Origin of the sequence: Streptomyces sp. NBC_01750, assembly GCF_035918095.1 — a bacterium.
In the GTDB taxonomy this organism is placed as follows: Bacteria; Actinomycetota; Actinomycetes; order Streptomycetales; family Streptomycetaceae; genus Streptomyces.
The window spans coordinates 4,209,642-4,231,864 of the sequence record NZ_CP109137.1; the positions used below are offsets into that span (position 1 = coordinate 4,209,642).

23 protein-coding genes are annotated in these 22,223 nt (G+C 70.4%); 12 read left to right on the plus strand and 11 right to left on the minus strand.

What is annotated here, in order from left to right; all coding sequences use genetic code 11:
- Nucleotides 1-28: 28 nt before the first annotated feature.
- A complete protein-coding gene (locus OG966_RS18790; RefSeq protein ID WP_326650861.1) occupies nt 29-601 on the minus strand; it encodes an FABP family protein in 573 nt (190 codons plus the stop codon).
- A gap of 435 nt (nt 602-1,036) precedes the next feature.
- On the opposite strand from OG966_RS18790, the gene OG966_RS18795 reads away from it, so the two are divergent.
- Nucleotides 1,037-1,399, plus strand: coding sequence for a DsrE family protein (locus OG966_RS18795; protein WP_326650863.1), 363 nt, complete (start codon nt 1,037-1,039; stop codon nt 1,397-1,399).
- Between the two features lie 68 nt (nt 1,400-1,467).
- Here the strand turns inward: OG966_RS18795 and OG966_RS18800 are convergent, their stop codons facing one another.
- From OG966_RS18800 to OG966_RS18830, 8 genes are all read right to left on the minus strand, one after another.
- On the minus strand, nt 1,468-1,731 hold the full coding sequence (locus OG966_RS18800; protein ID WP_326650864.1) for a DUF3099 domain-containing protein: 264 nt from the start codon (nt 1,729-1,731) through the stop codon (nt 1,468-1,470).
- Between the two features lie 103 nt (nt 1,732-1,834).
- Nucleotides 1,835-2,122, minus strand: coding sequence for a DUF1416 domain-containing protein (locus tag OG966_RS18805; RefSeq protein WP_018101653.1), 288 nt, complete (start codon nt 2,120-2,122; stop codon nt 1,835-1,837).
- Nucleotides 2,123-2,154: 32 nt separating this feature from the next.
- Entirely contained in the window at nt 2,155-3,000 is an 846-nt protein-coding gene (locus tag OG966_RS18810) for a sulfurtransferase (RefSeq protein ID WP_326650867.1), read from the minus strand.
- Nucleotides 3,001-3,140: 140 nt separating this feature from the next.
- Complete coding sequence (locus OG966_RS40840; protein ID WP_350310325.1) at nt 3,141-3,221, minus strand: putative leader peptide; 81 nt, start codon at nt 3,219-3,221, stop codon at nt 3,141-3,143.
- A gap of 368 nt (nt 3,222-3,589) precedes the next feature.
- Nucleotides 3,590-4,339: an LmeA family phospholipid-binding protein gene (locus tag OG966_RS18815; RefSeq protein WP_326650868.1), complete on the minus strand. Its 750-nt coding sequence runs from the start codon at nt 4,337-4,339 to the stop codon at nt 3,590-3,592.
- A 121-nt stretch (nt 4,340-4,460) separates the two neighbouring features.
- The gene (locus tag OG966_RS18820; protein WP_442806723.1) at nt 4,461-5,615 is read right to left on the minus strand and encodes a hypothetical protein; all 1,155 of its coding nucleotides are present in this window, start codon (nt 5,613-5,615) and stop codon (nt 4,461-4,463) included.
- The gene (locus OG966_RS18825) at nt 5,551-5,805 is read right to left on the minus strand and encodes a MoaD/ThiS family protein (protein ID WP_326650870.1); all 255 of its coding nucleotides are present in this window, start codon (nt 5,803-5,805) and stop codon (nt 5,551-5,553) included. The genes OG966_RS18820 and OG966_RS18825 overlap by 65 nt, the downstream gene beginning before the upstream one ends.
- 33 nt (nt 5,806-5,838) lie before the next feature.
- Nucleotides 5,839-6,654, minus strand: coding sequence for an alpha/beta hydrolase family protein (locus OG966_RS18830; RefSeq protein ID WP_326650871.1), 816 nt, complete (start codon nt 6,652-6,654; stop codon nt 5,839-5,841).
- Nucleotides 6,655-6,874: 220 nt separating this feature from the next.
- On the opposite strand from OG966_RS18830, the gene OG966_RS18835 reads away from it, so the two are divergent.
- The 5 genes from OG966_RS18835 (at nt 6,875) to OG966_RS18855 (ending at nt 12,126) form a co-directional block, all read left to right on the plus strand.
- A complete protein-coding gene (locus OG966_RS18835) occupies nt 6,875-7,690 on the plus strand; it encodes a response regulator transcription factor (RefSeq protein WP_326650873.1) in 816 nt (271 codons plus the stop codon).
- 24 nt (nt 7,691-7,714) lie between these two features.
- Nucleotides 7,715-8,737, plus strand: a complete 1,023-nt coding sequence (locus OG966_RS18840; protein WP_326650874.1) for a LacI family DNA-binding transcriptional regulator — start codon at nt 7,715-7,717, stop codon at nt 8,735-8,737.
- Between the two features lie 130 nt (nt 8,738-8,867).
- Nucleotides 8,868-9,962, plus strand: a complete 1,095-nt coding sequence (locus tag OG966_RS18845) for a S1C family serine protease (protein ID WP_326650875.1) — start codon at nt 8,868-8,870, stop codon at nt 9,960-9,962.
- A 20-nt stretch (nt 9,963-9,982) separates the two neighbouring features.
- Nucleotides 9,983-10,708 carry a response regulator transcription factor gene (locus tag OG966_RS18850; protein ID WP_326650876.1) on the plus strand — a complete coding sequence of 242 codons (726 nt, stop codon included), beginning with the start codon at nt 9,983-9,985 and terminating at the stop codon, nt 10,706-10,708.
- Nucleotides 10,705-12,126: a sensor histidine kinase gene (locus tag OG966_RS18855; protein ID WP_326650877.1), complete on the plus strand. Its 1,422-nt coding sequence runs from the start codon at nt 10,705-10,707 to the stop codon at nt 12,124-12,126. Before OG966_RS18850 ends, OG966_RS18855 begins: the two co-directional genes overlap by 4 nt.
- Here OG966_RS18855 and OG966_RS18860 read toward each other — a convergent pair.
- Nucleotides 12,106-12,972, minus strand: a complete 867-nt coding sequence (locus OG966_RS18860) for a phosphatidylinositol-specific phospholipase C (RefSeq protein WP_326650879.1) — start codon at nt 12,970-12,972, stop codon at nt 12,106-12,108. The two genes, OG966_RS18855 and OG966_RS18860, sit on opposite strands and share 21 nt — an antisense overlap.
- Before the next feature lie 207 nt (nt 12,973-13,179).
- Complete coding sequence (locus tag OG966_RS18865; protein ID WP_326650880.1) at nt 13,180-15,006, minus strand: bifunctional metallophosphatase/5'-nucleotidase; 1,827 nt, start codon at nt 15,004-15,006, stop codon at nt 13,180-13,182.
- A 332-nt stretch (nt 15,007-15,338) separates the two neighbouring features.
- Between OG966_RS18865 and mshD the strand changes: the two genes are divergently transcribed.
- The 6 genes from mshD (at nt 15,339) to OG966_RS18895 (ending at nt 22,219) form a co-directional block, all read left to right on the plus strand.
- Nucleotides 15,339-16,262, plus strand: coding sequence for a mycothiol synthase (gene mshD, locus OG966_RS18870; RefSeq protein ID WP_326650881.1), 924 nt, complete (start codon nt 15,339-15,341; stop codon nt 16,260-16,262).
- Nucleotides 16,263-16,386: 124 nt separating this feature from the next.
- Nucleotides 16,387-16,794 carry a GntR family transcriptional regulator gene (locus tag OG966_RS18875; RefSeq protein WP_326655277.1) on the plus strand — a complete coding sequence of 136 codons (408 nt, stop codon included), beginning with the start codon at nt 16,387-16,389 and terminating at the stop codon, nt 16,792-16,794.
- Nucleotides 16,791-17,675: an ABC transporter ATP-binding protein gene (locus tag OG966_RS18880; RefSeq protein WP_326650882.1), complete on the plus strand. Its 885-nt coding sequence runs from the start codon at nt 16,791-16,793 to the stop codon at nt 17,673-17,675. Before OG966_RS18875 ends, OG966_RS18880 begins: the two co-directional genes overlap by 4 nt.
- Nucleotides 17,672-18,667: a hypothetical protein gene (locus tag OG966_RS18885; RefSeq protein ID WP_326650883.1), complete on the plus strand. Its 996-nt coding sequence runs from the start codon at nt 17,672-17,674 to the stop codon at nt 18,665-18,667. Before OG966_RS18880 ends, OG966_RS18885 begins: the two co-directional genes overlap by 4 nt.
- A 257-nt stretch (nt 18,668-18,924) precedes the next feature.
- Nucleotides 18,925-21,153, plus strand: coding sequence for an RNA degradosome polyphosphate kinase (locus OG966_RS18890; protein WP_326650884.1), 2,229 nt, complete (start codon nt 18,925-18,927; stop codon nt 21,151-21,153).
- Nucleotides 21,140-22,219: a CHAD domain-containing protein gene (locus OG966_RS18895; RefSeq protein ID WP_406731542.1), complete on the plus strand. Its 1,080-nt coding sequence runs from the start codon at nt 21,140-21,142 to the stop codon at nt 22,217-22,219. The genes OG966_RS18890 and OG966_RS18895 overlap by 14 nt, the downstream gene beginning before the upstream one ends.
- Nucleotides 22,220-22,223 lie beyond the last annotated feature (4 nt).

Below are 22,223 nucleotides of genomic sequence, written 5' to 3' on the forward strand. Positions count from 1 at the left end.
CACATGGTCTCGAACCAGGCCCGGCGGGCTACTTGAAGAAGGCGATGCCGTCGTCCGGGAGATCGCCGAGGTCCTTGGCCCACTCCTCGACCTGCTCCGGCGAGACGACCTTCTTCAGATGCGCCGACATGTACGGGCGCAGCGGGACCTCCGGAGTGGACTTCTCGCCCACCCACATCAGGTCGCCCTTCACATAGCCGTAGAGCCGCTTGCCACCGTTGTACGGCCCCGAGGCCCCGGTGCGCGCGACCGCGTCCGTCACCAGGTCGATCTGCGGCTTCTGGTCGGCGAGGTCGCCGTACCAGATCTCGACGATGCCCTGGTCACGGGCCATGACGACCTCGACCTTGCGGTCGGGGTCGATACGCCAGTAGCCGGTCTCGGACTCCAGCGGACGGACCTTCTTGCCCTCGGCGTCGAGGACCCAGGTGTGCGAGACGTACTCGACGAAGTCCCGGCCGTCGTGGCTGAAGGTGACTTCCTGGCCGAAGTTGCACTTCTCGGCGCCGGGGAAGTCGGAAACGCCCACACCCTCCCAGGTACCGAGGAGGAAGGCGAGGGGGACGAGGCCCGGGTTCAGGTCGGACGGAATCTCGATCATGAGAGCTCTGGCGATCTGTAGAGATACGGGGTGACGAGCGCGGAGCGGCGCTGACTAACGCTGGCCCTGGTAGAGCTTCTTCACGGTCAGACCGGCGAAGGCGGCGACGCCGACGCAGACCAGGACCAGCAGGGCTTCGAAGAATGCCTCAAGCACGGGGTGCTCCTCGGATGTGCGGTGTGGGCGGTAAGGGCCGGGTCCCAGCCTAATGGGTGGGGCCACGGAGATCTCCGCGAGGTGGCGGCACGCGGGGTCTGCCCCGGCAGTTGGTCCCGTGGGGCACCATCCGACTGGATGGGGACGGCCGGGTCCCGCCCTTACTCGACGGGAAGATTCGCCGCTTCGGTGTCGCCCGCGGCGATGCGGCGGACCCGCGAGCAGCGGACGCGCGGGCGGCGCACGGGGCTCTGTCCCCCGCGCATTACAGTTCGGAGCATGGCGAAGAAGCTCGTGATCAAGGTGACCGCCGGGGCCGATGCGCCCGAGCGCTGCTCGCAGGCCTTCACGGTGGCGGCCGTCGCCGCGGCCAGCGGTGTGGAGGTCTCGCTGTGGCTGACCGGTGAGTCCGCGTGGTTCGCGTTGCCGGGCCGCGCGGCCGAGTTCGAACTGCCGCATGCCGCGCCGCTGCCGGATCTCATCGAGACGATCCAGGCGACCGGGCAGATCACGCTCTGCACGCAGTGCGCGGTCCGTCGGGACATCACGGAGAAGGACGTGCTCGAGGGCGTACGGATCGCGGGCGCGCAGGTCTTCGTCAGCGAGATCATGCCGGACGGCGTCCAGGCGCTCGTCTACTAGCGGACTCGTCCGTCAGCCGGCCACCGGACCGGTTCGTCCACCACCAAACCGGCTTGTCCACCATCGGGCTACTGGGACCGGCGCTTCTTGCCGTCCAGTTCGTCCCACCACTCGTCGGATTTCGGGTCCCCCGACGGGTCGTCCCACCAGCGGTCCTCGGGGCCGCGCGCGTTGGCGAACATCGCGGCGACCGGCGGGATGACCATGGCGACGACGCACATGCCGACGGCGACGGGGATCGACCAGAGGCGCACGACGGCCCACGCGGACACGAAAAGGAAGACGCATCCGCCCATCAGCAGGAAGTAACCACGCCGGCGTCGCGCGTACATACCTCCAGCGTACGGCCGGCGACGCGGACGACCGAAGGGCCGCACCCCGATCAGGAAGCGTCCAACCCCCTGGGGTGCGGCCCTTCGGCCAGTACGTGATGAATCAGACCGCGATCGCGACCTCGGCGAGGCCACCGGTCTGCGCGACGACCGTACGGTCCGCCGTGCCACCCGGAACGAGCGCGCGCACCGTCCACGTGCCCTCGGCCGCGTAGAAGCGGAACTGTCCGGTCGCCGAGGTCGGGACCTCGGCGGTGAACTCGCCGGTCGAGTCCAGCAGGCGCACATAGCCGGTGACGGGCTCGCCGTCACGGGTCACGCTGCCCTGGATGGTCGTCTCACCGGGCTTGATCGTCGAAGCGTCGGGGCCGCCGGCCTTTGCTCCACACATAGGGTCGTCCTTCGGGGGTCGGGAGGAGGGGTTTACTTGCCGGAGCCGAGCTCGATCGGCACGCCGACCAAGGAGCCGTACTCGGTCCACGAGCCGTCGTAGTTCTTGACGTTGGGCTGCTCGAGCAGCTCGTGCAGCACGAACCAGGTGAGCGAGGAACGCTCACCGATGCGGCACAGGGCGATGGTGTCCTTCGCGAGGTCGACGTCCTCGTCCTCGTAGAGCGCCTTGAGCTCGTCGTCGGACTTGAAGGTGCCGTCGTCGTTGGCGTTCTTCGACCACGGAATGTTGCGGGAGGTCGGGATGTGGCCCGCCTTCTGCGACTGCTCCTGCGGGAGGTGGGCCGGGGCGAGGAGCTTGCCCGAGAACTCGTCGGGCGAACGGACGTCGACCAGGTTCAGCTTGCCGATCGAGGCGATGACCTCGTCGCGGAAGGCGCGGATCGAGGTGTCCTGGGGCTTGGCCTTGTACTCGGTGGCCGGGCGGTTCGGGACCTCGGAGCCGTCGACCAGGTCGCGGGAGTCGAGCTCCCACTTCTTGCGGCCACCGTCGAGGAGCTTGACGCTGTCGTGGCCGTAGAGCTTGAAGTACCAGTAGGCGTACGAGGCGAACCAGTTGTTGTTGCCGCCGTAGAGAACGACGGTGTCGTCGTTGGCGATGCCCTTCGCCGAGAGGAGCTTCTCGAAGCCCTCCTGGTCGACGAAGTCACGGCGGACCGGGTCCTGGAGGTCGCTCTTCCAGTCGATCCGGACGGCGTTCTTGATGTGGTTCTTGTCGTACGCGGAAGTGTCCTCGTCGACCTCGACGATGACGACCTTCGGGTCCTCGATGTGGGCCTCGACCCAGTCGGCGTCTACCAGGACGTCGCTGCGGCTCATGCTCTTTCTCCTCCGGGGCAGTGTGCGGCGGGTGGTACGAAGAGGGGTGTGCGGGTACGCGCAGCGCGCGGCCTACCGGCACGGTGGGTGGCCCTGACAACGGTCGAAGGGCCCGGGGGATACGGGAGTCGGGCTCCCGCTCAGAAAGTGCGACAGAGCATGGCGGCGACGCGGCACAGGTCTACTGCCCGCCGCTTCGTGAGATCCGCCTGTCGCTTCATGTGTCCGATCGTAGGGACGATTCGGCTGCCATGTCACCGGCGTGTCGGATGATGAGACGCGATCATCCACTATGCGGGACGCGAGCCACCCGGACCCGCCCCGCGCCCGCCCTCATGGCCCTGCGCGGCTTTATGCCTTCTACCCAGCGGACACGGCCGTCTCACCATGCGGCCAGAGGCGGCAAAGAAGCGACTCACCATGCGGTCGGAGGGCGGCAAAGAAGGCGACACGGAGGCGGCAAGAAGTCGGGCACAAGGCCATCCGGACCGTCTCCTTGCCCTGGCACCATTGGCCGCCCGAGGACCGCCGGTCGGGCCGGCCCGCCAGTCCGGCCCGCCAGTCCGGCCGGCCAGTTCCGGCCGGCCCGTCAGCCCGCCAGCGAGACGTTCGTCCCCGTGCCCGAGAACCGCAGTCCGCCGTCCGCCGCCTGGACCTTGTCCAGCTTGATGCTCGACGGCATCCCGTCAATCTTCAGGTCGTAGTCGATGACCTTGCGCAGCTTCTCGTCGAAGCCCGGCACCGGCAGCGTCGGCAGCGACTCGGCCCGCAGCTGGACCGTGCTGCCGCCCTTGAGCGCGACCGTGCTGTACGTGCTGACCGTGCGGCCCGCGAGCAGGCCCTTGAAAGCGCCCGGCACCTGGATGCCCGCGCCGTCGAGCAGGTCGGTGAGCGGTCCCGTGACCTTGACCTGGCCCTTTGCGGCCCGCTCGGCGCCCGCGTAGCTGACGGTGGCGCCCTTCGGCGCGGCCTTCGTCAGATCGGCGTAGGAGATCCGGGCGGAACCGTCGGCCCGGTCCGCGACGGCGGAGGAGAAGGTGCTGTCGATCTTCACGTTGCGCAGCTCGGCCTTGACCTCGGTGACGTTGACCGAGTGGCCGCCCGCGGTGGCGGTGATACCGGCGAGGCTGACGTCGACCTCTTCGAGTTCCTTGCCCACCACCTGAGTGAGGAAAGGGAAACCCTTGATGGAGATCTCCGGCGTCGAGCTCAGCCCCTGGCTGCTCTTGATCTTGTCGGCCGCCTCCGACTCGGCCAGGTTCACCGCGATCCGGTCCGCGGCGACGAAGATGCCGCCGAGGATCACAGTGATGATCAACAGTATTCGCAGTGCGCGCATTGCTCGGTGTCCCCCACCCTGGTCTGTCCGGCCCCCCTGACGCCCGCGAGCCTAAACGAGTCCGGACGACGACCTCTGTTCATTGATCGACGACTGACGCCCGTTTTTGGTTCCTGCGCGATCACCCGAGAGCGCGGCCGATCAGATAGACCGCGGGGGCAGCGGCGGTCAGCGGCAGGGCCACGCCCGCCGTCATGTGGACAAAGCGGGACGGGTAGTCGTAGCTCGCCACCCGCAGGCCGACCAGCGCGCAGACACCCGCGGCGAGACCCAGCAGCGCACCATTGGAGCCGATGTCGGTCGGACCGCCCGCCGTGATGCCCGCACCGGTCGCGGCCAGCATAGACAGGACGACGGAGGCGACGCCGGGCAGCGGCAGCGCGCGGAGCAGAACGGCCACGGCGACCGCGATCCCGCCCACCACCACGGCGTCGTCCGCGGCCGCGAGATGCCCGGCCGCGAGGATCGTGAGCGCGGCGGATGCGACGGTCGCCATCAGTCCGGACATCCGCTCGTCGGCATCCGCGTGACTGCGCAGCTGGAGCACGAGGGTGAGCAGCACCCAGACACCGAGCGTGCCGATGATCGCGGCGGGCGCGTTCTCCCGGCCGATGCCGAGCAGTACGGCGTCGGCGGCGAGGCCGCCCGCGAAGGCGAGCGCGATGCCCTGCCGGGCGGGCCACATGCCGTTGAGCCGGAACCATCCGGCCGCGGTGACGGCCTGCAGCAGCACGAGCGGTACGAGCAGGGCGTACGAGCCGATGGCCGCGCCGCCGGCCAGCAGCAGTCCGAGGACGGCGGTCAGCCCGGCGGGCTGCATACCCGGCGCGATGATCGGCGAGCGGCCCTCGGCGCGGGCGCGCTGGGCGTCGGTGATCCGGGCGTTCCCGACGGTGGTCGGGGCGCTGTACCCGGCGGTTCCCGGTGCGGCCGAACCGTCGGCCGCGGCCGGCGGCTCGTGCGCGGCGGGGGCCGGGGCAGGTGCCTCGGGCGGCAGCGGGTACGCGCCCTGCGGCGGCAGATACGAGGAGTCGGCGGCGGACTGCGCGGGCCGCACGACCGGCTGGTACTGCGTGTCCCAGGTCTCGGCCTCCCACGTCTGCGTCGCGCCGGAGTCGTGCAGCGGCTGCTGATAGGACTGCTGGTACGGCTCCTGGTACGGCTGCTGCGGTTCGTACGGATACTGCTGATCGCTGCTCATGTTGTGCGGTTCACCCTCCTGCGAACGGCGGGAGCACCTCGACCGTGCCGCCCTCGGCAAGCCGTACGGTCTCATGGCCGCGGGTCCCGACGGGGGCACCGTCGACGAGGAACGAACACCGTTGCAGTACACGCGTCAGCTCACCGGGGTGCCGTTCGCGCACCGCGTCGAGCGCCTCCGCGAGCGTTCCCGCCGCGTACGGCTCCTCCGCGAGGCCGGCCGCCGCCTTGGCCGCGGCCCAGTAGCGGATGATTCCCGCTGCCATGTCGGCACTCCTTTCATCGGCTTCCATGATGGGCTACTCGCCGAGCAGCCAGACCGCGAGGCGGCCGAGCAGCACGTCGTCCGCGGCGTTCTCGGCGTGGCCCATGCCCGGCTCCAGCCACAGCTCGGCCTGTCCTTCGCGGGCCGCGGCGGCGAGCATGCGCGGATGATCCAGCGGAAAGTAGGGGTCGCGGTCGCCGTGCACGATCAGCAGCGGCGTAGGGGCGATCAGCGGCACGGACTCGACCGGCGAGAGCGGGACGGGATTCCACTCCTCGGGATGGATACGGGTGCCGAGTCCGAAGCGGCCGACGACACGTCCCAGCGGACGGCTGATCACCCAGTGCAGCCGCCGCATAGGGGCCGTACCGCGGTAGTACCAGCGGGCGGGGGCGCTGACGGCGGCGACCGCGTCGGTGTGAGCTTCTTTGCGCCCCCCGTGCATCGCCGCGTGCCGGAGCACCACCGAGCCGCCCATGGAGAAGCCGACGGTCACCACGCGGGTGTGGCCGAGAGAACGTGCCCACTCGACCGCCGCCGCGAGATCCAGCACCTCGCGGTCGCCGACCGTGGAGCGGCCGCCCGAGCCGCCGTGCCCGCGAAAGGAGAAGGTCACCACGGCCGCGTGCTGCGCGAACGCCCGCGCCGCGCGCCGCACGGCGGGCCGGTCCACGGACCCCGTGAAGCCGTGTGCGATGACAATCGCGGTGCCGGCGGAACCGGCCGTACACGACTCGTACACCGCCTCGATACGGACCCCGTCGTCCGTACGGAGCATCGTCCTGAGGGGTGGGTGCGTGAGCGAGGAAACAATTGATCTGCGGAAAGGACCCTCTGACTCGGAGCTCATGTGGGCTATTCTGCTGGGAAGAGGATCCGGGCAACGAAGCCCCCGGGTCCTTTTGTGTTTCCTGCCCGTTGTTACAGGCAGGTGAACGGCGGCCCCAAGGGCGCGGGACCGCCACGTACGAAACAGTGCCGCAACGTCCTCGCAGGGACCGAGGAGGAACCGACGTTATGGGCCAGCGAACCGTGCACGACCGTAGGACGATCAGGGCAGGTGGGGCCCGATGAGCTCACTGCTGCTCCTGACCAATGCCCTCCAGCCGTCGACGGAGGTGCTCCCCGCTCTCGGACTTCTGCTGCACAACGTGCGGGTCGCCCCCGCCGAAGGCCCGGCCCTCGTCGACACCCCGGGTGCCGACGTCATCCTGGTCGACGGCCGCCGAGACCTGCCGCAGGTCCGGTCGCTGTGCCAGCTGCTGCGGTCCACCGGACCCGGCTGCCCGCTGATCCTCGTCGTGACGGAGGGCGGTCTCGCGGCCGTCACCGCGGACTGGGGCATCGACGACGTACTGCTGGACACGGCGGGTCCGGCCGAGGTCGAGGCCCGGCTGCGGCTGGCGATGGGCCGTCAGCAGATCACCACGGACGACAGCCCGATGGAGATCCGCAACGGTGATCTGTCGGTCGACGAGGCGACGTACAGCGCGAAGCTGAAGGGGCGGGTCCTGGACCTGACCTTCAAGGAGTTCGAGCTGCTCAAGTACCTCGCGCAGCACCCGGGCCGGGTCTTCACCCGGGCCCAGCTGCTCCAGGAGGTCTGGGGCTACGACTACTTCGGCGGTACGCGGACGGTCGACGTCCACGTACGGCGGCTGCGCGCGAAGCTCGGTCCGGAGCACGAGTCGCTGATCGGGACCGTGCGCAACGTCGGCTACCGCTTCGTCACGCCGGAGAAGGTCGAACGCGCGGCCGAGGAGGCGAAGGCGAAGGCGGCGGCGAAGACCGCCGCGGAGTCCGCGGCCCGGGTCGCCGAGTCGGTCCCTCGTACGGAGGACACGACCACGCCGCAGGAAGCGGGCGTACGCCCTGCCCAGAGGTAGGTCACCCCGCGTAGACTGCCGCGCGTGGCCAAGGTGACGCGGGACGATGTAGCACGACTGGCGGGGACTTCGACCGCGGTCGTCAGCTACGTCATCAACAACGGACCCCGGCCGGTCGCCCCGGCCACGCGCGAGCGGGTACTCGCAGCGATCAAGGAGCTGGGGTACCGGCCCGACCGGGTTGCCCAGGCGATGGCCTCGCGGCGGACCGACCTCATAGGCATGATCGTGCCGGACGCACGGCAGCCGTTCTTCGCGGAGATGGCACACGCGGTCGAACAGGCCGCGGCGGAACGCGGAAAAATGGTTCTCGTCGGGAACTCCGACTACCGCGACGAGCGCGAGGTCCACTATCTGCGGGCCTTCCTCGGGATGCGCGTCTCCGGCCTGATCCTGGTCAGCCAGGGCCCGAGCGAGCGGGCGGCCGCGGAGATCGAGGCGTGGGACGCGCGGGTGGTGCTGCTGCACGAGCGCCCGGAGGCCATCGACGACGTGGCCGTCGTCACGGACGACGTCGGCGGCGCGCAGCTGGCGACGCGGCATCTGCTGGAGCACGGGCACCCGTATGTCGCCTGCCTCGGCGGCGTCGAGTCGACCCCGTCCGTCGGCGACCCTGTTGCGGACCATGTCGAGGGCTGGCGCCGGGCCATGCTGGAGTCGGGCCGTTCGGTGGAGGGACGGCTGTTCCAGGCGCCGTACAACCGCTACGACGCGTATCAGGTGGCGTTGAAGCTGCTCGCGGGCCCGGAGAGGCCGCCGGCGATCTTCTGCTCGACGGACGACCAGGCGTTCGGTGTACTGCGGGCGGCACGGGAGCTGCGGATAGATGTGCCGGGCGAGCTGGCGGTCGCGGGCTTCGACGACGTCAAGGAGGCGGCGCTGACGGACCCGCCGCTGACAACGATCTCCTCGGACCGCCCGGCGATGGCGCGGGCGGCGGTGGATCTGGTGCTGGACGACGGGTTGCGGGTGGCGGGTTCACGCCGGGAACGGGTGAAGCAGTTCCCGTCGGGCTTGGTGATCCGCCGATCCTGCGGCTGCGGATAGCCTCCGGCGGGCTGCGGGGTCTTGTGGCCCGCCCCGGACCACCTCGACCACATGACCGGGCAACCGGTTCTGTCACGCTTCTCAGGGCCTCCTCAGCCCGCTCTCATCCAAGCGCCCGACAGTCATTGCCATGACGGACTACTACCGCCGAAGCGGCGACGAGGGCTACCAGCAGCAGCCGTACACCACCGGCGGATACCCCCCGCCCCCGCCGCATCGGCCCGCCCCGCCGGTCACCGTATGGCCCGGAGACGGCGGCGCCGGGTATCAGCCGCCGGGCGGGGTTGTGCAGGCCGGTCCCGTCGGGGGGGCCGCGCACCGGGCCAGGGCCAAGCGGCCCGTCGCACTCATCGCCGCGGTCGCCATCGTCGCCGCGGTCGTCGGCGGCGGCGCGTCCGTACTGGCTCAGCGGCTCACCGACACCGGCACCAGCGGCAGTGGAAATGGCGTGGCCGGCACCAATGTGTCGCGGAGCAGCACCGGCACCGTCGCCGGCGTCGCACAGGCCGTGTCGCCGAGCATCGTCGAGATCGGTGCGACCTCCTCCGCCGGGCAGTCCACCGGTTCCGGCGTGATCATCACCTCGGACGGCGAGATCATCACCAACAACCACGTCGTCTCCGGGGCCGACTCCGTCAAGGTGAAGCTGAGCAACGGCAAGACGTACACCGCCAAGGTCGTCGGCACCGACCCGGGCAAGGATCTGGCCCTGATCAAGCTGGAGGGTGCTGGGGGTACCTCCCGGGCCGAAGGCTCCGGGGGAGGTCTGAAGCCGGCGGCGCTCGGCGACTCCAGCAAGGTCAAGGTCGGTGACGAGGTCGTCGCCATCGGCTCGCCCGAGGGCCTGACCGGGACCGTGACCAGCGGAATTGTCTCCGCGCTGAACCGCGATGTCACCGTCGCGAAGGAGCAGGACCAAGGGCAGCAGCAGCAACAGCAGGGCGGCAGCTGGCCCTTCGAGTTCGGCGGACAGCAGTTCAACGGCGAAACGGGCTCGTCGAAGACGACGTACAAGGCCCTCCAGACCGACGCCTCCCTCAACCCCGGCAACTCAGGCGGCGCCCTCATCAACATGAACGGCGAGATCATCGGCATCAACTCCGCGATGTACTCGCCCAGTTCGGCCACCGGCTCCACCGCGGGCAGCGTCGGCCTCGGCTTCGCCATCCCCGTCGACACGGTCAAGGCCGACCTGGACGACCTGCGCTCCGGCGGCGGCAGCTGAGTGCGTGCGAGGCTGATGCCATGACGACCCCCCGTGATGAAGGCGACCGCATCCTCATCGTCGACGACGAACCCGCCGTCCGTGAGGCGCTCCAGCGCTCTCTCACCTTCGAGGGGTACGGGACCGAGGTCGCCGTCGACGGTGTCGACGCCCTCGCCCGGGCGGAGGCGTACTCGCCCGATCTGATCGTGCTCGACATCCAGATGCCCCGGATGGACGGCCTGACCGCGGCCCGCAGGCTGCGCGCCGCCGGATCGACGACGCCCATCCTGATGCTGACCGCGCGGGACACGGTCGGCGACCGGGTGACGGGGCTCGACGCGGGAGCGGACGACTACCTGGTCAAGCCGTTCGAGCTGGACGAGCTGTTCGCCCGGGTGCGGGCGCTGCTGCGGCGCAGTTCGTACGCGACGGCCGCGAGCGCCGCCACCGACGACGACGTGCTGGCCTTCGCCGATCTGCGGATGGACCTGGTGACCCGCGAGGTCATGCGTGGCACGCGCCGGGTGGAGCTGACGCGTACGGAGTTCACGCTCCTGGAGATGTTCCTCGCGCACCCGCGTCAGGTGCTCACCCGGGAACAGATCCTCAAGGCCGTGTGGGGCTTCGACTTCGAACCCAGTTCGAATTCGCTGGACGTGTACGTGATGTATCTGCGGCGCAAGACGGAGGCGGCCGGCGAGCCGCGCCTCGTCCACACGGTGCGCGGCGTCGGCTACGCGCTGCGGTCGGGCGGCGCGGAGTGATCAGAAGGTTCCGTACGCTGCCTCTGCGGTCCCGGCTGGCGCTGCTGGTGGCCCTGGCGGTGGCGGTGGCGGTCGCGGCGGTGTCCGTCGCCTGCTGGCTGCTGACCGGCTCCCAGCTGCGCGGCGAACTCGACACCTCCCTGCGGAACACCGGTGCCCCGGAAGGCACGGTGCAGCAGGCCCTGATCGCCTGTCGCGCCCCGCGGAGCGAGACTGCCGACGCGCCCGCCTCGGGGTTCGCGTACATCCAGATCGTCGGGGCGCGCGGGGAACGCTGCGTCGCGCCGGACTCGCAGCCGGTGAAGGTCCAGGCGTCGGACGTCGCCGTGGCGGCGGCCACCCGGCGCGACACACTGCACGACAGCGTCACCGACAAGGGTGCGGCAGTACGCGTCCGCACCACTCTGGTCCCGCTCGGCCCGCAGTGGGGCACGGTCGCCGTCTCCGTCTCGCGTCCGCTGGCGGAGATCGAGGCGTCGCTGAACCGGCTCGCGCTGCTGCTCACCGCCCTCGCGGGCATCGGCGTGCTGGGCGCGGGCGCCGCCGGTCTATGGGTCGCGCGGACCGGTCTCAAGCCCGTCGACCAGCTCACCGGGACTGTCGAGCATGTCGCCCGTACCGAGGATCTGACCGTGCGCATTCCGGTCGAGGGCGAGGACGAGATCGCCCGGCTGTCCCGGTCGTTCAACTCCATGACCGCCGCGCTCGCATCCTCGCGGGACCGGCAGGCGCAGCTGATCGCGGACGCCGGGCACGAGCTGCGTACGCCACTGACCTCGCTGCGTACGAATATCGAGCTGCTGGCACGCAGCGAGGAGACCGGCCGGGCGATCCCGCCCGCGGACCGTACGGCGCTGATGGCCTCTGTCACGGCGCAGATGACCGAACTGGCCGCGCTCATCGGTGACCTGCAGGAGCTGTCCCGGCCTGACGCCGTCCACCCCGAGCCCCTGAAGGTCGTCGCGATGCACGAGATCGCCGAGGCCGCGCTGGAGCGGGCCCGGCTGCGCGGCCCCGAGCTGGCCTTCACCGCGGACCTGGCGCCCTGGTACGTCCGCGCGGAGCCGGCCGCGCTGCAGCGGGCGGTGGTCAATGTCCTGGACAACGCGGTGAAGTTCTCGCCGCCGGGCGGGACGGTCGAGGTGGCTCTGAGAGGCGGCGAGCTGACGGTACGGGACCACGGCCCCGGTATCCCCGCCGATGAACTCCCTCATGTCTTCGAGCGGTTCTGGCGCTCGCCGTCCGCGCGCGCTCTGCCGGGGTCGGGGCTCGGGCTGTCGATCGTGGCCCGTACGGTCCAGCAGTCGGGCGGCGAGATCGTGCTCGTTCCGGCGGCGGGCGGCGGCACACGCGCGGTGATACGGCTGCCGGGGGCGGCGACCCCGCCGCCCGTCCGGTCAGTTGTGCCGGATGAGTGAATCGACCAGACCCGAGCGGGTGTTGGGGAAATCGAGCGGCACGATGCCGAGCCCCTTCCACCCGCTCGCCTCGGAGCCGCCGATGAACGAGTGGACCCGCGGATTGAGGTTGTCGGAGTTCCAGCGCGGCGGCAGATAGGCAGATGTGCTGACAAAGTTGATGTACAGCTTGCCGGGCTGCTGGGCCGCCTTGCGGAAGTGGGACTCGATCCTGGGGTACTTGGCGTTCGGCGCGGCGTTCCAGTCGTCCTGGATGTCGAAGAGGTTCCCGTCGCCGTAGCGGACGCCGGGCAGTCCGCCGTTGTCGCCGAGCAGCACGACCTTGCCGCGCGCCTGGCCCAGTGTCGGCAGCCCGTCGCCGATGCGGAACAGCGAGCGCCAGCCCTTGTTGTCGAGGTAGATGTCGAAGACACGGCGGAAAGCGGCGTCGCTCTCCTGCGAGTACTCCTGTTTGACGCGCATCAGGACCGTCTCGGAAGGGTGGGCGGCGAGGAAGTCCCGGCAGGCGATGAGCACATCACCGAACATCAGGTTCTGGTAGAACGCCCCGTGGTGGATGGCGTAGGAGTCGCCCGTGATGCGGCACCGTACGTCCAGGAAGCGGATGCCGCTGTTCAACTGGTCTGCGATGGTGGTGTTCTGGCACTCCGTCCAGAGGCCGCCGAAACGCGCGCCCGAGTCATGGGTGCCGGGGATCGTCAGCTGCGCCAGGGCGGTCGAGTCGCCGGTACCCGCCATCCAGTCCTGTGCGGACAGGGTGCGTCGCGGTGCGGCGAACGCCGGTGCGCCGATGAGGGCGGTCGCGGAGACTGCTGCCGCACCCGCGAGAAAGCTCCGTCGGTCCATGGTCCGGCATTATGGCGGGGTCACGTCAAGAATGGACAGGGTCATTACCCGCCAGTCAGAAGTGGCCGGATCCAGCCTCTGCCGGCCGGTGCCTCAGGTCGAGCCGGCGGGCGGGGGCTCGTGGCGTCCCGCCCCGCCCCGCCCCCACAACGCCGGTGGGGCGGCAGGCACTTGGCCCACCGCCCCACCGTCGGTCCACCGGTTCCGTTACTGCACGACCGTGATCCGGTCGGCGGCCGGCGGCGTGATCGGCTTGGCCGCCGTCGAGTTCGCCGCCAGGTAGGCGTTGAAGACATCCAGGTCGGACGCGCCCACCAGCTTGTTCTTGTGCTCCTTCAGCACCGGGAAGCCGTCACCGCCGCCCGCCAGGAACTCGTTCAGCGCGACCCGGTAGGTCTTCGCCGGGTCGAGCGCGACGCCGTTCAGCTTCACCGAGGCCACATCGATCCTGGCCGCACCCGTCTTCTTCAGGTCCAGCGTGTAGGTGAAGCCCTTCGAGACCTGAAGGATCTTCGGAGAGGCCTCGTTCGGGCCGCTGACCTGCTGCTGGAGCGCGGTGATCAGCTGGGCGCCGGTCAGGTCGACGACGTTCATCATGTTGGTGAACGGCTGCACGGTGAACGACTCGCCGTACGTCACCACGCCGTCGCCCTCGCTGCCCGAGGCCTTGAAGACCAGGTCGGACCTGATCCCGCCCGGGTTCATCAGCGCGAGCTGCGCCCCGCCCTTGTCCGCCGGGGCCAGACCCTCGAACTGCGCGTCCGCGATCAGGTCGCCGAGCGGCTTCTCGGGCGCCGTCGAGCCGCGGCCGTTGATGTCGGCCGAGATCCAGCCCTGCGGGCGGTTCGCGACCGGCGCGGCCATCTTGTTCCAGCGCGCGATGAGCGCCGTCATGTCCTCGGCCTTGGCCTGGTCACGGCTGACGATGTGGTTCGCCGACGTCACCGACGTACGGACGATGTCCTTGGTGCGACGGTCGTACGTGAGCGTGGTGTCCGTGTAGAGCTTGCCGTACGAGGCCGCCGAAGTGACCATGCGCGGATTGCCGGCCGGGTCCGGGACCGTGCACACGTACGCCTGGTGGGTGTGGCCGGTGACCAGCGCGTCCACCTTGGGCGTGATGTTCTTGGCGATGTCGACGATCGGGCCGGAGATACCGTCCCCCGCGCCCGGCGAGTCGCAGTCGTAGTTGTACGAGGAGGAAGCCGGCGAGCCGCCCTCGTGGATCAGCGCGACGATCGACTTCACACCCTGGCGGTCGAGCTCACGGGCGTACTTGTTGATCGTCTCGACCTCGTCGTTGAACTTGAGGCCCTTGATGCCATTGGCGTTGACGATGTCCGGCGTGCCCTCGAGGGTCACACCGATGAAGCCGATCTTGACGCCGTTCTTCTTCCAGACCGTGTACGGCTTGAGGATCGGCCTGCCGGTCTTCTCCTTGGTGACGTTGGCCGCGAGGTAGGGGAAGTCCGCGCCCCTGAACTTCTTCCCCGCCTCGTAGCAGCCCTCGACCGGGTGACAGCCGCCGTTCTGGAGCCGGGCGAGCTCGACCGCGCCCTCGTCGAACTCGTGGTTGCCCACGGCCGTCACATCGAGATCGATCTTGTTGAGCGCCTCGATGGTCGGCTCGTCGTGGAAGAGCCCGGAGAGCAGCGGGCTTGCACCGACCATGTCGCCGCCGGCGGCGGTGATGGAGTACGGGTGCCCCTTGCGCGCACCGCGCAGTGAGGTCGCCAGATACTCGGCGCCACCGGCCGGGATCGTCTTGACGGTGCCGTCGGCCTGCTTCTCACTGACCGACCCGGCCGAGCCGGCGGGCGGCTCCAGGTTCCCGTGCAGGTCATTGAAAGAGAGCAGCTGTACATCGACGGTGCGCGCGGGCTTGTGGTGACGGTCGGCGTGGTGGTCGCTGCTGGTGGTGGCACCGGCCGGCATCGCGGCGACGAGCGCGCCGACGGTGGCCAGTCCCGCGGCGGTGGCGAGTATCCGCCGGGTCCGCCGGGCCGCGCGGTTCTTCTGTTGTGTCGCTGACATCTGTCCCCTTGTCAGTTCAGCGTGGTGTGAGGGCTGCGAGCGGCAGCCTAGAGTCAACGCGCGTAGCACGACAGGGGCTAGCGGGTTACGACCTGGTTGCCATCGTTCGTCAACGGGTGTTTCTTCGCGTATCACCCGCGCGGCGGGCATTTACGAGCAGAAGCGCCACCGCATGGGCGGGCGCCGCACGTGCGTACGGCATGGAGAACGTGGTTGCGGCGAAGCCCCCGTCCCGGTTCGGGTGTCCGAACAGCCTCCGGCGGTGGGCCGGCGGACAAATGCCGGGCCGCGCGGATCCCGCACCCCCCGCCCCCCCGCCGTACCCTCGACCCATGACAGACGCAGCAGCCGCACTCGAGCCCGGCCGGCAGATTCAGACCCTCGAGGAGCTCAGCCCCGAGCAGGCCCAGGCCGTGCTCGGCATGCTCGGTGACGCCGCCCGGTCCGACGGGATGCAGGCCGTCTCCGAGCAGGGGCGGCTGCAGCTGCGCGGTGGGAAGCGGGAGGGCGTTCGGCATCTCCTCCTCACCGTCGCCGACCAGCTCGTCGGGTACGCACAGCTGGAGGACACGGACCCTGTCGAGGCCCCGGCCGCCGAGCTGGTCGTGCATCCCTCGCACCGTGGGCGCGGTCACGGGCGGGCGCTGGGGACCGCGTTGCTGGGAGCCTCCGGCAAGCGACTGCGGGTGTGGGCGCACGGCGGGAAGTCCGCCGCGCGGCATCTGGCCCAGGTCCTCGGGCTGACCCTCTTCCGTGAACTGCGGCAGCTGCGGCGCCCGTTGAGCCCGCTGAACATCCCCGAGCCGGTGTTCCCGCCCGGCGTGACCGTACGCACCTTTGTGCCCGGGCAGGACGACGCCGCCTGGCTCGCCGTGAACGCCGCCGCCTTTGCCCACCATCCCGAGCAGGGTTCACTGACACAGCGGGACCTCGACGACCGCAAGGCCGAGCCGTGGTTCGACCCCAAGGGTTTCTTCCTCGCCGAACGCGACGGGCAGCTCATCGGCTTCCACTGGACGAAGGTGCACGCCGCGGAGCACCTCGGCGAGGTGTACGTCGTCGGCATCCGGCCCGACGCACAGGGCGGCGGCCTCGGCAAGGCCCTCACCACCATCGGACTGCGTCATCTCGCCGCCGAGGGGCTGCCGACCGCGATGCTCTACGTCGACGCGGACAACACGGCGGCGCTGACGGTGTACGAGCGGCTCGGCTTCGTCACCCACGAGGTGGATCTCATGTACCGGACCGAGTCCTGACCGCGGTCCCGACAGCGGAGTCCTGAGCGACCGCAAAGGCAAGGGGCCGGTGGCAGTTGACGCCGGCCCTTTCCTTGCAGCACCATTTCACTACTCAATTAGTTAAAGGGTGGTGCAGGGAAACGTGGTCGAGTTCCGTATCGACCGGCGCAGTGGCGTCGCCACCTATCTCCAGATCGTCCAGCAGACCAAACAGGCGCTCCGTCTCGGTCTGCTGGAACCCGGCGACCGGCTGCCCACCGCACGCGAGGTGGTGGAGGCCACGGCGATCAACCCGAACACCGTGCTCAAGGCGTACCGCGAACTCGAGCGGGAAGGCCTGGTCGAGGCGCGCCGCGGGCTCGGCACCTTCGTCCGGCGCACGCTCGGCGGCCAGGCGGCCGACACGCCCCTGCGCGCCGAGCTCGCCGACTGGGCGGCCCGCGCCCGTAAAGCCGGTCTGGAGAAGGACGACATGACCGCGCTCTTCACTTCCGTACTGGACGAGCAGGGCAGGCACGACACGCAGAACAACAAGGGGGACGGCGCATGACAGCGGCAGCGCTCGAGGCCGGCGGCCTGGGCAAGACATACGGGAGGCGGCGCGGCTGGGCCTTGCGCGGCTGCTCGTTCCGGGTGCCCACCGGGCGCGTCTGCGCGCTCGTGGGGCCCAACGGCTCCGGCAAGTCGACCCTGCTCGCCCAGGCGGCGGGACTGCTGCGCCCCAGCGAGGGAAGCCTGCGCGTCCTCGGCACCGACCCCGCGTCAGCCCGCGAGAAATTCGCGTACGTCGCCCAGGACAAGCCCCTCTACCCTCAACTGACCGTTAGCGACACCCTGCGCCTCGGCCGCGAACTGAACCCGGGCCGCTGGGACGCCAAGATCGCCGATCAGGTCGTACGGGACGGGGCCCTCGACCCCCACGTCCGCGTCCGCACCCTCTCCGGCGGCCAGCGCACCCGCGTCGCCCTCGCCCTCGCGCTGGGCAAGCGCCCCGAGCTGTTGCTTCTCGACGAGCCGATGGCCGACCTCGACCCGCTCGCCCGCCATCAGTTGATGGGCGCCGTGATGGCCGAGGCCGCCGAACACGGCACCACCGTCGTGATCTCCTCGCACATCCTCTCCGAGCTGGAGACCACCTGCGACTACGTCCTGCTCCTCGACGGCGGCCGGATCCGCCTCGGCGGCGAGACAGAGGACCTGCTCGCCGCGCACACCCTGCTGACGGGCCCGGTCGCGGACCTCATGCCGCACACGGTCGTCGAGTCCCGTACGACGGGGCGTCAGCTCACCGCGCTGATAAGGCGGGACGGCGCGCTCGACAACACCTGGCAGACGGCGGAACCGTCCCTGGAGGAACTGCTCATGGCCCATCTCCGCAGCCCAGGCGCCCCGGCGCTGCTCACGCCGAGCGCGGAGGTGGCGGCGGCATGAGCGCACTCGCCCCCAAGGGGCTGACCTGGTCGGTCCTCCGGCTGCACCGCAGCGCGCTGTTGGTCACCGCCGCGTTCCTCGCCGCCTCGGTGGCAGCCCTGGCCTGGGTCCGCACGATCGGGCTCGAAGCTGCGCGGGGCAGCGGCCCCTGCGGCTCCCCCGACTCGGGACTGCCCCTCTGCCTCGAGGACTTCACCTCGTCCCCGGCGCACGAGTACAGCGGCAATATGAGCCTCGCCTCCACCGTGATCGCGTGGCTGCCGCTCGCCGTCGCCGTCTACGCCGGCGGTGTCCTGACCGGCCGCGAGCTGGAGCGCGGCACGGCCGCCCTGTCCTGGACCCAGTCCGTCACGCCGTCCCGCTGGCTCGCCGCCAAGCTGACCCTCCCGGCCCTGCTGATCGCCGCGGGCTTCGCCGTGCTGTCGCTGACGTACCGGTGGGCGCGAGTCGTCGGCATCTCGGGATCTACGCTCGGCGACCAGTGGTACTACGAAGACGTCTTCGCCGCCCTGGGTCCCGTCGACGTCGCGTACGCGCTCTGCGGCCTTGCCATCGGCGCGCTGTCCGGCCTGCTGCTCCGTCGCGCCCTGCCCGCTGCCGGGCTCGCCCTCGTCGTCACCGGGTTCCTGATGATGGCCGCCGAACGCTACCGGGACCGGCTCTGGCCGCCCGTGGACCGCGTCACCGCCACCCCCGGTGAAATGCCCGACAGCTTCTGGCAACTCGGCAACGGCGTGGTGACCGCCTCCGGCGAACGCGTCGGCGTGATCACCAGCACCAGCAGGCTCATCCGGGACCGTCTGTGCGGGGACGAGTACGGCGCCGCGCTCGCACAGTGCCGGTCCGGGGCCACCATCACCGACGCGTACGCCGTCTTCCACCCGGCCTCGCACTTCTGGCCGCTCCAACTGGTCGAGACGGGCATCGTCCTGGCCCTCACGGCAGCGGCAACGGCTGCGGCGTTCCTCATCCTGCGCCGCCGTCACGCCTGAGCCGTCCTCCCATGCGTGGTGGACGGGGGTCTCCACGCATGGGAGGGTCCCCGGCCGGGGTCCCGTAAATCCCCCGGCCGACCGCCGCTCACCACGACCGCGCCTGCATGTCATGTCGTCGTTACCGCGTATTCAGACACCCTTGCGACCCTCTCTCAATGCAGCCCGCTGTGCCCGCATCCCCCAACGGCAATATCCCCCTCGCCCCGACCGGCTCCGACGCGCCCGTTTCCCTCTCCACGCGGAACAATGGGTTTATGAGCCAGCAGCCCGCCGAGGTACCGGTCCAGCATCCCCAGCCGTCCGTCGGTTCCATCGCCGCGCACCGGCCGCACACCGTCGCGGCCACGGTGTCCGATCTCGAGCCTGACATCGATGCCGACCTCGACGCGTACGAGGAGGGCTACGAGGGCGACGGCGCCGAACTTCCCCAGGGCCGGTTCCTGGACCGCGAACGCAGCTGGCTCGCGTTCAACGAGCGCGTCCTGGAGCTCGCCGAGGATCCCGCCACCCCGCTCCTCGAAAGGGCGAACTTCCTCGCGATCTTCGCGTCCAACCTGGACGAGTTCTTCATGGTCCGGGTGGCCGGCCTGAAGCGCCGTATCGCGACCGGCGTCGCCACCCGCTCCGCGTCCGGTCTGCAGCCCCGCGAAGTCCTGGACCTGATCTGGAACCGCTCCCGCGAGCTCATGGCCCGGCACGCCGCCTGCTACCAGCAGGACGTCGCCCCGGCGCTCGCCGAGGAGTCCATCCACCTCATCCGCTGGCCCGACCTCACCGAGAAGGAGCAGGCCCGCCTCTTCACGCTCTTCCGGCAGCAGATCTTCCCGGTCCTGACCCCGCTGGCCGTGGACCCGGCGCACCCCTTCCCGTACATCTCCGGTCTCTCGCTGAACCTCGCGGTGGTCGTGCGGAACCCCGTCAGCGGCCACCGCCACTTCGCCCGGGTGAAGGTCCCGCCGCTGCTGTCCCGCTTCCTGGAGGCCTCCCCGCAGCGCTACGTCCCCCTCGAGGACGTCATCGCCGCGCATCTGGAGGAGCTGTTCCCCGGTATGGAGGTGCTCGCGCACCACATGTTCCGGGTGACCAGGAACGAGGACCTGGAGGTGGAGGAGGACGACGCGGAGAACCTTCTGCAGGCTCTCGAGAAGGAGCTCATGCGGCGCCGCTTCGGCCCGCCGGTGCGGCTCGAGGTCGAGGAGTCCATCGATCCGTATGTGCTCGATCTGCTGGTCCGCGAACTGAAGGTGTCCGACGCCGAGGTCTATCCGCTGCCGGGGCCGCTGGACCTGACGGGCCTCTTCGGCATCGCGGCGCTGGATCGGCCCGAGCTGAAGTACCCGAAGTTCATCGCGGGCACCCACCGGGATCTCGCCGAGGTCGAGTCGGCCTCCGCGCCGGACATCTTCATGGCGCTGCGCGAGCGTGACGTACTGCTGCACCACCCGTACGACTCGTTCTCGACGTCCGTGCAGGCCTTCCTGGAGCAGGCCGCGGGCGACCCGGACGTACTCGCCATCAAGCAGACGCTGTACCGCACCTCCGGCGACTCCCCGATCGTCGACGCGCTGATCGACGCCGCCGAATCGGGCAAGCAGGTCCTGGTGCTCGTGGAGATCAAGGCCCGCTTCGACGAGCAGGCCAACATCAAGTGGGCGCGCAAGCTGGAGGAGGCCGGCTGCCATGTCGTCTACGGACTGGTCGGCCTGAAGACCCACTGCAAGCTGTCGCTGGTGGTCCGCCAGGAGGGCGAGACGCTGCGCCGCTACTCGCACGTGGGTACCGGCAACTACCACCCCAAGACGGCCCGGCTGTACGAGGACCTGGGGCTGCTGACCGCGGACCCGCAGGTCGGCGCGGACCTCTCGGACCTCTTCAACCGGCTCTCCGGATACTCGCGCCGCGAGACGTACCGCCGTCTGCTGGTCGCGCCCAAGTCCCTGCGCGACGGTTTGATCGCGCGAATAAACAAGGAAGCCGCGCACCACCGCGCCGGGCGGCCCGCCTCCGTACGCATCAAGGTCAACTCGATGGTGGACGAGGCGATCATCGACGCCTGCTACCGGGCGGCGATGGCAGGCGTGCCGGTGGACATCTGGGTCCGCGGGATCTGCGCGATACGCCCCGGCGTCCCCGGCCTCTCGGAGAACATCCGGGTGCGCTCGATCCTCGGCCGCTTCCTGGAACACTCCCGGATCTTCGCCTTCGGCAACGGCGGCGAGCCCGAGGTGTGGTTCGGCAGCGCCGACATGATGCACCGCAACCTCGACCGCCGTATCGAGGCACTGGTACGGGTCACCGACCCGGCCCACCGCGCGGCCCTCACCCGGTTGCTGGAGAACGGCATGTCCGACAAGACGTCCTCCTGGCACCTCGGCCCGGACGGCTCGTGGATCCGGCATCCGACGGACTCGGACGGCCAGCCGCTGCGGAATGTACAGGAGATGCTCATAGACGCCCGGAGGCGCCGGCGTGCACAGCCCTGATATCTCCCGGCAGGACACTGCCGCCGTCCCGGCCGGACTCCCGGCCACGGTCACGGCGGGCGAGGCCCTTGCCCGGTATCTCCATGCGCAGGCGGGCGACTTCCTGCGCAGTCTGCGGCTGCACAGCGAGAGCGGCGCGGACACGGCGGGCGTGGCGGCGGCAGCCCGCGCGCTGCGCCAGGCGGCCCGGCGGATCAGCGGAACGCTGCACACCTTCCGGCCGCTGCTCGACCCCACCTGGGCGGACGGTCTGCGCACCGAACTGGCCTGGCTGTCCGCCACGCTGGCCCAGGAGCACGCCTGCACCTCACGGCTCGGCCGGCTGCTGGAGGCGCTGGCCCGGCTCTCGGGCGCCACGCCGCTGCCGCCCGCGAGGGGGGAGCCCGGCGCGCTCGAGACCGCCATGACCGGGCCCGGCGCCGAGACGCCCCGCAGTACCGGCACCCTCACGGTCGGGGCCGCGCGGGCCGGGGCGCTGCTGGAGCGGCAGCTCACCCTCGCCCGGACCCGCGCCCACTCCGCCGCGCTGCAGGCGCTCGGCTCCTCGCGCTTCCACGCGGTCGCCGACGCCGTCGCGGTACTCGCCTCCGAGCTGCCGCTCGTCCCGGCGGCCGACGCCCGGGCCGCCGAGGCCCTGGCGCTGCCCGCGGAGCTCGCCGAGCGAAGGTTCCAGGAGGCGGTGGCCGCGCTGCCGCTGACCCGCGCGGCGCATCCGTACAACGCGGAGGCCCTGGTGCACGGCCTCGCCGCCGCGTCGGCCGGAGAGGCGCAGGACGCCCCCTGGCACCAGGTGCGGTTGCTGCTGAGACTGCACCGGTACGCACAGGAGGTGCGGCACCCGAAGGCGGACCCGGTGCTGTGCCGTGCGGGGCTGGTCCTCGACCGCCACCGCGACGCGGCGGAAGCCGCGGCGGCGGCCGCCGCCGCGGCCCGCACACCACGGATCGCCCCGGCCACCGCGTACGCCCTGGGTGTGCTGCACGCCGATCAGCGGCACGAGGTCGAAGCCGCCCGTTTCGCCTTCCAGCAGGTGTGGCAGCGGGCCGCGGCGGTGACCGCACCGTGAGGGC